The following is an 11,444-nucleotide window of genomic DNA, read 5'->3' as shown; positions in this document are numbered from 1 at the left end:
CCCCGTGTTTATCATTATCTACTTTTAAGGAATGGAATATGAAAACACAAATGGCGTATGCAAAAGAGGGCGTTTTTACTACACAAATGCAAGCTGTAGCACAAAAAGAAGGTGTGAGCGAGGCATTTTTGTTAGAATCTATAGCACAAGGCACGATTATTATTCCTGCCAATTGCAATCATACAAATCTTGATCCACACGGCATAGGTGCAGGGTTACGCACAAAAGTTAATGTGAATCTTGGCGTATCGAATGACTGCGTGGATTACACTGAAGAAATGCAAAAAGTTACACTCTCTCATGATTTTGGCATAGAATCTATAATGGATCTTAGCAATTATGGCAAAACTAGCCATTTTCGCGATGAGCTAATCAAGGTATCTAAGGCAATGATAGGCACAGTCCCTGTGTATGATGCAGTTGGGTTTTTGGAAAAGGATTTAAAAGATATTAATGCTAGAGATTTTATTGATGTCGTATATCATCATGCCAAAAGCGGCGTGGATTTTATGACAATCCATGCGGGGATAAACTCACGCGCTGCATTTATGTTTGAGCAATCCCATAGACTCACAAATATTGTGTCTCGCGGTGGGAGCGTGCTGTATGCGTGGATGAAAATGAAAGAAGCTGAAAATCCGTTTTATGAATATTTTGATGATTTATTAGAGATTTGTGCGCGATTTGATGTAACACTTTCTTTGGGTGATGCATTGCGTCCAGGATCTACGCATGATGCAAGCGATAGTGCGCAACTCGCCGAACTTTTGGAGCTTTCACTCCTTACACAAAGAGCGTGGCAAGCCAATGTGCAAGTGATGATTGAGGGTCCTGGGCATATGTGTATTGATGAAATAGAATCTAATGTCAAGCTACAAAAGCGTGTGTGTAAGGGCGCGCCATTTTATGTATTAGGACCACTTGTGGTAGATATTGGTGCGGGTTATGACCACATTAGCGGTGCGATAGGGGGTGCAGTAGCAGCTGCAGCCGGAGCAGATATGCTTTGTTATGTAACACCCGCAGAACATTTGCGACTTCCTAATCTTGCTGATGTGCGTGATGGGATTGTAGCGACCAAAATTGCTGCGCACGCCGGAGATATTGCCAAATTACCAAAAGAGCGAGATATAGATGATAAGATGAGTATGGCACGCCAAGCAATAGATTGGGGTAAGATGTTTGGGTATGCTATAGATGGCAAAAAAGCCCGCGCAATGTTTAATGAACGCAAACCTGAAGAGTTACATTCTTGTTCGATGTGTGGCAAAATGTGTGCGATGAATACAATGAATACTATCTTAAAAGGTGAGGAGGTAAGCTTAAGCTAAGCTTTGGATTAGCTTGATTATAATGCAGAATCTAAGCTACATAAAGGAGGCATATATGAAGGTTATAAAAAAGATTTTGTTGTGTGTTGGTATGTTGTCGTGTTTGGGTGCTAATGCTGCTGATATAGAAGTGGCAGACGCGTTTGTGCAGGTTGTGCCACACAATAACAAGGCAGCCGCAGCATTTATGCGGATTGAGAACCATACAGACAAAGACATCGCACTTGTTGGTGGAAAAAGTCCAATCTCTGAAAACACAGAGCTTCATACGCATATACATAAAAATGGTATGAAAACAATGGTGCAAGTGCCAGAGATTCTTGTAAAAGCTTATAGTGAGGTAGATTTGGAACCAGGCGGGTATCATGTAATGTTTATTAACCTCATAGAGCCTTTGAAAGAAGGACAGAAGGTTTCTTTTTCTTTGCAATTTAGCAATGGCAATACTATCGAGCTTAAAGATATTGATGTGATAGAAGCAAAAGGACACACAAAGCACGCACATCATTAAGATGTGTTTGCTTTGTGATTAAGGATTGTAAGATAAGAGATTCTCATTGTATGAGAATCTCTGTGAAGCTATGTTAGAGAGAGAGGCGTAAGAAAGCAATAGCGTTGTTTCGTCGTTTGTCAAAATCAAGTGAATTGTTTGCATCCCAATTTCGACCTTTTGTACTTACAAATCCTGCACCGATTTTAAGGTTTGTTTTATCAGCTTTTCCAAGTAGGCGATATTGAGCAACCGCAGAAAGCTCGGAATAGGAACCACCAGCAAAGAGTAGATCAAGTTCTAGGCGAGAATCTGGTTTTAGTCCAGCAAACACATAATATGTGCCAGAGTTTCCACCATAATACAACGGATTACCTGAGCTATATATACCACCACTACTCATACCAATAGATCTATACCCATAGAATCTACTTTTATCATGACCATAGAGTAATGCACCATAATCATTTGTCTTAATGTATCCAGCTCCGATTTTAAAGATTTCATTAAAGACTAATTCTTCATCAACCCAAAGCACAAGTGGGCTTACATCACGATTTCCTACTTGGTATTGTTGCCATAATCCTCGGAGTGTTGTGATAGATTCTACACCATTGCCTTTTACATCAAGCACGATTTTAGCACCTGCACTTAAGACACTTCGCGATCCTGGAGTATTGCTGTGTTGATAATTAGTATCATACATCACAAATGGACTAAATTTAAATACATCATAATCAAAGTCAATACCTCCCATAAACACTTCACCAGCGTGAATATGTTTAAACGCAGAGAATGTGCCAAATGATGCCATATCATAAGCCATTCTGTTGTAATTGCCATTGACACCAAGTTTTGAATTCATCCATAATGCCCAAAAACCAACATTCTTGGATTTTGTGTTGAGAGCTGCACCTTGGATATTACCCCACAACCAATCCATACCAGTGTATTCCTTGCCATCTTGACCATGATAAAAACTACCAACATCAAAACGACCACCAACAATAGAAGTTGATTTGTTGTCAAACTTTAGATACGCATCAGATACATCCCAATTTTGTGGATAGAATTTATCACCCACTGGGACATTACCATAATAGGTCTCATAGAGTGGTAATCCGCCCCAAAAACCTAAACCAAAGCTTACATTAGAAGTAAGTCCTATATCAAGCCCAAGATGTGCAGCTACAGAAGCATAAGATTCTCCTACTTCTTTGCCATTTGGAGTGCTATTTTGGGTGGGCATATTACTAAACCCTTGGGAATAATATCCACCGATAAATCCAAATGGATTGACTTCCGCTGCCATTGCACTTGAACCTAAACTTGCCACCAAAGCAAGTGAAACAGAAAGTTTTTTCATCACTACTCCTTGTTTGTTAGTGTTTAAAATAAATTAATGCAAAAGTATTATCGACTTTTGTATAATAATATTTACTTTAGGTAGAAACTTACATATCAAGGACACACGATGGAAATTTTACATGTTAATCCCTTGGATTCACAAACACTAGAGGAAATTGGGTTAGAGTGGCATACGGATTTGGATAATTCGGCATATATTGCTGATGAAGTCGTATGTATTTCGCAAGATGAGGCAGAGGCATTTTATAATGCAGGCAATGAATTATATGATATGTATGTGGAGGCTGGAGAATATGTTTTGGAGAATAATTTACTCTTTGAGCTTGATATACCGCCAAGTTTGCATGATATGATTAGACAGAGTTGGGAAGAGGACATACATTGGCATTTATACGGGCGATTTGATCTTGCTGGTGGGCTTGATGGCAAACCTATAAAACTTTTGGAATTCAACGCTGATACACCAACAATGCTTTATGAAAGTGCACTCATTCAATGGGCGTTACTAAAGGCAAATGGCTTTGATGAAAATTTACAATTTAATGACATTTCCCAAGCTTTGCGTCAAAACTTTAAGCGTCTTGTTACTTTGAGTTCAGATACAAGCTTTTTTGATGATCTGTATGAGGGTTGGAAAATTCTTTTTTCTAGTATTAGGGGCAATATTGAAGAAGAAATTACTACGCGATTTTTGTGCCAATTAGCCAAAGAAGCAGGATTTGAAAGTGCATATGCACCTATAGATGAAGTGAGCTTTAGTCCGCAAGATGGCGTGATATATGATAATATGCAATATGAATTTTTGTTTAAGCTAATACCTTGGGAATTTATTGCTATTGATGAGCCTGAAATGTTGGCATTAATGCGTGAGATGATGAGCAATAAAAACACAATTTTTCTTAATCCCGCATATACATTGATGTTTCAAAGTAAAAGAATGCTAAAGATTTTGTGGGATCTTTTTCCACGACATCCATTGCTCTTAGAATCTAGCTTTGAGCCACTTGGACGCAAACAAGTAAGTAAGCCATCATTTGGTAGAGAAGGTGAGAATGTAGAGATTTGCGATGCACAAGGCAAGGCAATACATGTAAAAGATGGGATATATGGTGTGCAAAAGCGCGTGTATCAGGAATTTTATGAGCTAAATAGTCATAATGCTTCATATTATCAAGCAAATGTCTTTTTTGCGTATGAATCTTGTGGTTTGGGATTCCGCAAGGGTGGCGATATTTTGGATAATTATGCAAAATTTGTTTCGCATATGATTAACTAAGGCGCGTTATGTCTGGGTCTTTGTCTCATGGAGAGAATCTAGATTCTATGAATCTTGCACCTTTGGAGTATGGAGTAGCGCTTACAGGTTGTATTGGCAGTGGCAAAAGTAGTGTGTCAGCGATACTTAGGGATAAAGGCTATGTTGTTTTGTGTGCTGATGAAATTGCGCATATGATATTGCAAGCAAGTGCTAATGAGGTGATACTCACTTTTGGAGCGGAATTTGTGCGAGAGGGTATCGTGGATAGAAAAGCATTGGGTGCACTTGTTTTTGGCGACAAAAACGCACGCAAGAAGTTAGAATCTCTTTTGCACCCCAAGATTCACCAAGCGATTTTACATACTGCACGAGAACTAGAATCTCAACAAAAATGCTATTTTTTGGATATTCCGTTGTTTTTTGAATCTGGAGGGCGAGAAAAATATCCTGTATGCAAGATTCTTTTGGTATATGCACCAAAAGATCAATGTTTGGAGCGAATTATCGCACGTGATTCTCTAAGCAAAGAATCTGCACAGGCACGCATTGATGCCCAAATGGACATAGAGCAAAAATGCGCAATGAGTGATTATGTGATTAAAAATGTAGGCGACAAAATGGCTTTAAAAGCCCTTGTAGAAGAGGCTTTGGAAAAATTAGAAGATTCTATGCAAATAGGGAAGTAATGATGAGACTTGTAAAATATTGTGCTAATGGGAATGATTTTTTGCTCTATAATGCGTTTGCTGATACGCCAAAGGCAGACTATAGACAATATGCGCAAAAATGGTGCGCAAGACATAGCGGTATAGGAGCTGATGGCTTTGTGGTGCTAACACCAAGCCAAAAAGAGCATATTGCTTATGAATGGATTTTTTTGAATGCTGATGGTAGCATAGCAGAAATGTGTGGTAACGCGAGTCGGTGTGTGGGGAGCTTTGCTTATGTTGAAGGCATAGCACCAAAAGAACATACATTTTTGAGTTTGGCAGGTGAGATTGGGATTGTTGTGGATTCTCAAAATCCACTTTTGGTCGAGAGTATGTTGGGGGAATATACCTTTATACAACAAGTGCAAGAACCTAGCTTGTGGGGTGAGAAATGGTATCTTTTGGATACTGGAGTGCCACATTTGGTATGTCTAACAGATACACAATCTCATATACCAGAATCTAATAGCCCGCACAACACATTTTTACGAGGATTGCGTCAGAAATATAATGCAAATGTGAATATTGCCTATATCCAAGATAGGAAACATATCGTATATGCAACCTATGAGCGTGGTGTGGAAGATATCACTTTAGCGTGTGGCACAGGTGCTGCAGCAGTGATGGCATTGGCATATAGATTTGGATTAGTAGATTCACAAACCACTATCACACCACCGAGCAAAGAGCTTTTGGAAGTGCGTATAGATTCTCGCAATGTCGTATATCTCAAAGGCGCAGTGCAACGCATAGCAGTGTGTGAAGTAGAGGCTTAGGCTGTTTAGTTATAATAACTTTGCGCACTCCCATGCATCAAGTGGAGTGTCTTTATGTAATGCCAATACATCATAATAGTAGATGTGTTTGTTGCTTTTGCGTGTATAATCTAGAATTAAAGAAAGATTTTGGATGTCATCTGAATGCAAGATAACAAGGAGATTTCCAAAGTTATCAAAGATGAGTAATTGTGTATAACCTAAAGAGTTGAGATATGTAAAAATACTTGTGGGATTTTCGTTTTGAGCTTGAAGAAAGAAAAGATCCCATTCAAAAAAGAGTGTGCTTTTGTAAGTTTTTAGGGTATTTTCGGCACTGCGAATGACTTTAAAATCAAAACCATCTGTATCAACTTTGATAAAGTTTGGTTTAAAATTATGTTTGTCAACAAGAAAGTCTAATGTGTGAAAAACAATGCTGTTTTGAGTATCCTCAGAATCTTGGGTTTGCTGGAGTCTAGCACTTCCATCATAACGTGTAATTGTATAGGTACTTTGTTTGTCGGTAATGAAAGTATTTTCTATGATAAGCTTATCCCCCCCCCCTAGTAGCCTGACCATAATGTCTATAAAAATTTTCCTCAATGAGGTCATTGTAGCGTGTTTCACCTTCTACAAGTAGAAATTGTGCTTTGGGCATATCCATAAAAACAGCAGTATCACCAATGTTTGCACCTACATCTATAATGTGTATAAAGTCCATTTTTTGAGTTATATAATTAGCTATTTTGTGGAGTTGCATATCATATGTTGGATAAATTTTTTGATTGAGAAATATTGTATGAGAAAATGGCATACTCAATGTATAACCACGAAAACTTAAGGTAATGAGAGGATCAGTAAATCTTAAAATCAAGGAACGAAGCTTCACATAAAACTTGAAACTTATCTTTTGATTTGAGGCGAGAATTTGTTGATAAATAAAGGTGGCAATTTTTGCAAACATTGGGATATTCCTTTGAGTTGGAGTTTTTTAAAATTCCGTAATCTTACACTAAATATAAAGTTTATACAAGATATTTTTTGAGGATTGTGTATAAAATCGCATTATTCTAGAATAAATGTGATTACGCTATGGAAATATTGTCCTTATAAAAAGGAAATAAATTTTTCTTTCTTTGCGAAAAATAGGGAAAAGTCTTGCAAAAAAAGTTTTTTTTGACTACAATTCACGCTTTTAAATTGCATTACATTTGTGTTTTTGAATGGATTTTGAGCCAAATGTGATGAGTTCTTTCATAAAAAAGGATAGCAAATGGAAAAAATTAGATTAAAGTTGAAAGCCTATGATTATAGGGTTTTGGATCGTTCGGTAGCTGCAATCGTTGAGGCTGTGAAACGCACTGGATCAGAGATTAGGGGACCTATCCCACTTCCTACTAAAAAGCGTCGCTATACAGTGCTTAAATCCCCACATATCAACAAAGATTCACGCGAACAATTTGAGATCAGAGTGCATCATCGTATCATTGACATTATGTCTGCGACGCCTGATACTGTGGATAGCCTTATGAAACTTGATTTAGCTCCAGAAGTAGATGTAGAAGTTACTTCCATGAGTAAGTAGGGAATTTTAGAAATTACACAAGGAAAGAGTTATGGAATTTATCGTTGAAAAGATTGGTATGAGCCGAACCATTGGCACCAAGAGTGAAGCAGTGACGCTACTTCGTGTGCTTAATATGAAAGTGTGTGAAGTATATGACAATGGAAAGGCGTTGGTAGCTTATTCAAAAGGTAAGGCTATGAATAAGGCTATTGCAGGGATTCAGAAAAAATATAGCTTAAGCAAAGAATTTAATAGATTTGCTACACTCAAAGTTGCCAACACAGAGCAAGGGGATCTTAATACAGAGATTCTAGAAAGCGCAAAGAGTGTGAAAAGCATTTTTAACTCTAAAGGTCGAGGTTTTAGTGGTGCGATGAAGCGATGGAATTTTCAAGGTGGTCCTGCTGCGCATGGTAGTAGATTTCACAGACGACTTGGATCTATCGGAAATCGTGAATGGCCAGGAAGGGTGCAGCCAGGTAAAAAAATGGCAGGGCATTATGGTGATGAGCGTGTGAATACAAGAAATACCGTGCTTTCTTTTGATAAGGAAAGCAATATTTTGGTATTGAAAGGTTCTGTAGCAGGCTACAATGGAGCTTATGGCAGAATCCAAATTACACAATAAGGTGCGGTGTATGAGTAAGGCAATTGTATTAGATAATAATCTTAAAAAAAGTAGCGAGATTGAATTACCAAAGGAATATGAGCAAGTTAATGAACATAACTTGTATTTGTATGTAAAGTCCTATTTGGCATCTTTGCGTGCAAATAATGCATATGCCAAAAATCGTGGTGAAGTCAGCGGTGGTGGTAAAAAACCATGGAGACAAAAGAAAAATGGTCGCGCGCGTGCAGGGAGTATTACTTCTCCTATTTTTGTGGGTGGTGGTGTTTCTCATGGGCCTACAAAACGCAATTATGACTTGAAAATCAATAAAAAACAAAAACGCTTAGCACTTGAGTATGCGTTGGCACAAAAAGCACAGATGAATAAGCTTTTTGTTGTAGATTCTGTAGCAATACAAAGTGGTAAGACAAAAGATGCGTATGCAAAATTTTGCGCACTTGGTGATAAAAATGCACTTTTTGTGGGGCAATTTAGTGATGAAAAAACATTTTTAGCATACAGAAATTTGCGAGAATGTTATGTTGTGGATTCTAATGAGTTAAATGCCTACTTAGTTGCTACATTCCGTTGTGTGGTGATTGAAAAAGCGGTATTTGATGAGATTATAGCGACTAAAAAAGTTAGCAAATAAGTGGAGGAGAGACAATGGCAGATATAACAGATATTAAATCAATCCTTTACACAGAAAAGTCTTTGGCTTTGCAAGAAAAAGGAATGCTTGTAGTGCAAACCGCAAGTGGTGTCACTAAAAATCAATTAAAAGCAGTGTTTCAAGAGTATTTTGGCTTCACTCCTCTTAAGATTAACTCTCTTAAGCAAGAGGGCAAGGTAAAGCGTTTCAGAGGCAGAGAAGGTAAAAGAGCATCTTTCAAAAAATTTTATGTAAAAGTTCCTGAAGGCGCCAAGATTGACGCTCTTTCGGTGTAATGATAAAGGAGAATAGAAATGGCAATTAAAACATATAAGCCCTACACTCCTAGCAGGAGATTTATGAGTGGGTTGAGCTCCAAAGATATTACCGCAAAGCCAAGCGTGAGAAGTTTGCTTGTAAAGCTTCCTGTGTCTGCTGGACGTAATAATAATGGACGAATTACAAGTCGTCATAAAGAGGGAGGAGCAAAAAAACTCTATCGCATTATTGATTTTAAGCGCAACAAATTTGGTCTTGAAGGTAAGGTAAGTGCTATTGAATACGATCCATACAGAAATTGTCGCATTGCACTTATTACATATCCTGATGGAGAAAAGCGCTATATCATTCAACCATCCGGTTTGAAAGTAGGCGATAGTGTTATGTCTGCAGAATCAGGATTAGATATCAAAGTAGGTTTTGCAATGAAACTTAAAGCAATTCCTATAGGAACTATCGTGCATAATATTGAGATGCATCCTGGTGCTGGCGGTCAGCTTGCTAGAAGTGCGGGAGCTAGTGCGCAAATCATGGGGCGTGAGGGAAAATATATCATTTTGAGAATGCCAAGTGGTGAGATGCGCTACATTTTAGAAGAATGTATGGCAACTATTGGTGTTGTAGGGAATGAAGATTTTATCAATATTTCTATTGGTAAAGCTGGACGAAACCGCCATAGAGGTATTCGACCACAGACTAGAGGTAGTGCGATGAACCCTGTAGATCACCCACATGGTGGTGGTGAAGGTAAGACTGGATCAAGTGGGCATCCTGTATCTCCTTGGGGAACGCCTGCGAAGGGCTTTAAAACTCGTAAGAAAAAAGCGAGTGATAAGCTCATTATTTCAAGAAAGAAAAAATAAGGAAGTAATATGTCACGATCAATTAAAAAGGGTCCATTCATCGATAACTCTTTGTTAAAAAAAGTTTTGAAAGCAAGAGATTCTAAAGATAATAAACCAATCAAAACATGGTCAAGACGTAGCACGATCTTACCTGATATGATAGGTTTAACTTTTAATGTGCATAATGGCAGAGCATTTGTTCCTGTATATATCACAGAGAATCATGTTGGATATAAATTGGGTGAATTTGCTCCCACTAGAACTTTTAAAGGACACAAAGGTAGTGTCCAAAAGAAAATTGGTAAATAAGGAGGAAGTATGAGCAAGGCATTATTACGATATATTAGACTTTCTCCTACAAAAGCTCGTCTAATTGCTAGGGAGATTCAAGGCATGAATGCTGAACTTGCAATTGCAAGCTTGGAATTCACACCAAACAAAGCGGCAAGGATTATTTCCAAAGTGCTTGCTTCTGCAGTAGCAAATGGTGGCTATGACGCACAAGAAGTTGTAGTGTTATCTTGTAGAGTTGATGCTGGTCCTGTTTTGCGACGCTTTATGCCAAGAGCCAAGGGTCGTGCTACACCTATTAGAAAACCTACATCTCATGTGTTTGTAGAGGTAGGCACTCCAAAAGATTCTGTGAAAAAGACTGAAAGTGCTAAAAAAGCTGCTAGTGCCCAAAAAACATCTAAGGCGACAAGCACAAAATCTGAAACTTCAGAATCTAAACCTAAGCAAGAAAAAGCTAAGGTAACAGAATCTAAGCCAGCAAAAAAAGCAGCTACGAAATCAACTGCGGCAAAAACAAGCAAAACAACAGAAGGTGAGGGCAAGTAAGTATGGGTCAAAAAGTCAATCCAATAGGTTTAAGATTAGGAATTAATAGGAATTGGTCTTCTCGTTGGTTTCCTGCTACACAGGCGACTCCTTCAAATATCTTAGAAGATCATATGATACGCAAGTTCTTAAAGAGCGAGATGTATTACGCTGGTGTGAGTGAGATTATTATTGAGCGTGCTGCACACAAAGTGCGTGTAACTGTGGTGGCTTCCAAACCCGGACTTATTATAGGTAAAAAAGGTGTTGATATTGACAAACATAAAGAAGCTTTAAAAAAGCTCCTTAAAAAAGAGGTTAGTATCAATATCAAAGAAGCTAAGCGCCCACAAACAAACGCACAATTAGCTGCAGAAAATATTGCTACACAACTTGAAAAACGCGTAGCATTTAGACGCGCGATGAAGAAAGTTATGCAATCAGCGCTTAAGTCTGGGGCTAAAGGTATTAAAGTTAAAGTTTCTGGTCGTCTAGCTGGTGCTGAAATGGCGCGAACTGAATGGTATATGGAAGGTAGAGTGCCTCTACATACACTACGCGCAAAGATTGATTATGGCTTTGCAGAAGCAATGACAACATATGGAATCATTGGCGTAAAGGTGTGGATTTTTAAAGGTGAAGTGCTACATAAAGGGATTCAGCAAGAAAGAAGCGAGAGAGAATCTACGAGAGAACCACATGCTGAAAGAGGCGAGAAAGAGCCAAGAACTAGAACAAGAAGAGGGAGGCAATAATT

General features: G+C 38.3%; 15 protein-coding genes and 1 pseudogene. 13 read left to right on the top strand and 3 right to left on the bottom strand.

All coding sequences use genetic code 11. The features are described 5' to 3' along the window. Window positions 1-38: 38 nt before the first annotated feature. Window positions 39-1,331: a phosphomethylpyrimidine synthase ThiC gene (thiC, locus tag B9T66_RS03410; protein ID WP_095627597.1), complete on the top strand. Its 1,293-nt coding sequence runs from the start codon at window positions 39-41 to the stop codon at window positions 1,329-1,331. A gap of 55 nt (window positions 1,332-1,386) precedes the next feature. Then, window positions 1,387-1,842, top strand: coding sequence for a copper chaperone PCu(A)C (locus tag B9T66_RS03405; protein ID WP_095627596.1), 456 nt, complete (start codon window positions 1,387-1,389; stop codon window positions 1,840-1,842). A 73-nt stretch (window positions 1,843-1,915) separates the two neighbouring features. On the opposite strand, the gene B9T66_RS03400 is transcribed toward B9T66_RS03405, so the two are convergent. Beyond that, the gene (locus tag B9T66_RS03400) at window positions 1,916-3,187 is read right to left on the bottom strand and encodes a hypothetical protein (RefSeq protein WP_095627595.1); all 1,272 of its coding nucleotides are present in this window, start codon (window positions 3,185-3,187) and stop codon (window positions 1,916-1,918) included. Window positions 3,188-3,295: 108 nt separating this feature from the next. Here B9T66_RS03400 and B9T66_RS03395 point away from each other — a divergent pair, with 108 nt between their 5' ends. The 3 genes from B9T66_RS03395 to dapF are packed head-to-tail and all read left to right on the top strand — an operon-like array spanning window position 3,296 to window position 5,933. Next, window positions 3,296-4,465: a glutathionylspermidine synthase family protein gene (locus tag B9T66_RS03395; RefSeq protein ID WP_095627594.1), complete on the top strand. Its 1,170-nt coding sequence runs from the start codon at window positions 3,296-3,298 to the stop codon at window positions 4,463-4,465. Window positions 4,466-4,473: 8 nt separating this feature from the next. After that, window positions 4,474-5,133: a dephospho-CoA kinase gene (gene coaE, locus B9T66_RS03390; protein ID WP_095627593.1), complete on the top strand. Its 660-nt coding sequence runs from the start codon at window positions 4,474-4,476 to the stop codon at window positions 5,131-5,133. A gap of 2 nt (window positions 5,134-5,135) precedes the next feature. Further along, a complete protein-coding gene (gene dapF / locus B9T66_RS03385; RefSeq protein ID WP_095627592.1) occupies window positions 5,136-5,933 on the top strand; it encodes a diaminopimelate epimerase in 798 nt (265 codons plus the stop codon). Window positions 5,934-5,942: 9 nt separating this feature from the next. Here dapF and B9T66_RS03380 read toward each other — a convergent pair whose 3' ends face one another. After that, on the bottom strand, window positions 5,943-6,494 hold the full coding sequence (locus B9T66_RS03380) for an FkbM family methyltransferase (RefSeq protein WP_095627591.1): 552 nt from the start codon (window positions 6,492-6,494) through the stop codon (window positions 5,943-5,945). Then, a complete protein-coding gene (locus tag B9T66_RS03375; protein ID WP_095627590.1) occupies window positions 6,466-6,879 on the bottom strand; it encodes a hypothetical protein in 414 nt (137 codons plus the stop codon). Before B9T66_RS03375 ends, B9T66_RS03380 begins: the two co-directional genes overlap by 29 nt. Window positions 6,880-7,188: 309 nt before the next feature. Here B9T66_RS03375 and rpsJ point away from each other — a divergent pair, with 309 nt between their 5' ends. The 8 genes and pseudogenes from rpsJ (at window position 7,189) to rpsC (ending at window position 11,442) form a co-directional block, all read left to right on the top strand. Then, window positions 7,189-7,500: a 30S ribosomal protein S10 gene (gene rpsJ, locus B9T66_RS03370; RefSeq protein WP_095627589.1), complete on the top strand. Its 312-nt coding sequence runs from the start codon at window positions 7,189-7,191 to the stop codon at window positions 7,498-7,500. A 31-nt stretch (window positions 7,501-7,531) separates the two neighbouring features. Next, the gene (gene rplC / locus B9T66_RS03365; RefSeq protein WP_095627588.1) at window positions 7,532-8,110 is read left to right on the top strand and encodes a 50S ribosomal protein L3; all 579 of its coding nucleotides are present in this window, start codon (window positions 7,532-7,534) and stop codon (window positions 8,108-8,110) included. Window positions 8,111-8,120: 10 nt separating this feature from the next. Beyond that, window positions 8,121-8,744 carry a 50S ribosomal protein L4 gene (gene rplD, locus B9T66_RS03360; RefSeq protein ID WP_095627587.1) on the top strand — a complete coding sequence of 208 codons (624 nt, stop codon included), beginning with the start codon at window positions 8,121-8,123 and terminating at the stop codon, window positions 8,742-8,744. A gap of 14 nt (window positions 8,745-8,758) precedes the next feature. Further along, a complete protein-coding gene (locus B9T66_RS03355) occupies window positions 8,759-9,040 on the top strand; it encodes a 50S ribosomal protein L23 (protein ID WP_095627586.1) in 282 nt (93 codons plus the stop codon). Between the two features lie 18 nt (window positions 9,041-9,058). Then, window positions 9,059-9,886: a 50S ribosomal protein L2 gene (rplB, locus tag B9T66_RS03350; protein WP_095627585.1), complete on the top strand. Its 828-nt coding sequence runs from the start codon at window positions 9,059-9,061 to the stop codon at window positions 9,884-9,886. A 9-nt stretch (window positions 9,887-9,895) separates the two neighbouring features. After that, the gene (gene rpsS, locus B9T66_RS03345) at window positions 9,896-10,177 is read left to right on the top strand and encodes a 30S ribosomal protein S19 (RefSeq protein ID WP_095627584.1); all 282 of its coding nucleotides are present in this window, start codon (window positions 9,896-9,898) and stop codon (window positions 10,175-10,177) included. 9 nt (window positions 10,178-10,186) lie between these two features. Further along, window positions 10,187-10,537 (top strand): annotated as a pseudogene (rplV, locus tag B9T66_RS03340) (50S ribosomal protein L22); the annotation flags it as partial. A gap of 173 nt (window positions 10,538-10,710) precedes the next feature. Next, the gene (gene rpsC, locus B9T66_RS03335) at window positions 10,711-11,442 is read left to right on the top strand and encodes a 30S ribosomal protein S3 (RefSeq protein ID WP_095627582.1); all 732 of its coding nucleotides are present in this window, start codon (window positions 10,711-10,713) and stop codon (window positions 11,440-11,442) included. Window positions 11,443-11,444: the final 2 nt, after the last annotated feature.

Source organism: Helicobacter sp. TUL, assembly GCF_002287135.1.
In the GTDB taxonomy this organism is placed as follows: Bacteria; Campylobacterota; Campylobacteria; order Campylobacterales; family Helicobacteraceae; genus Helicobacter_F.
This window is presented reverse-complemented; position numbering and strand designations above follow the sequence as displayed.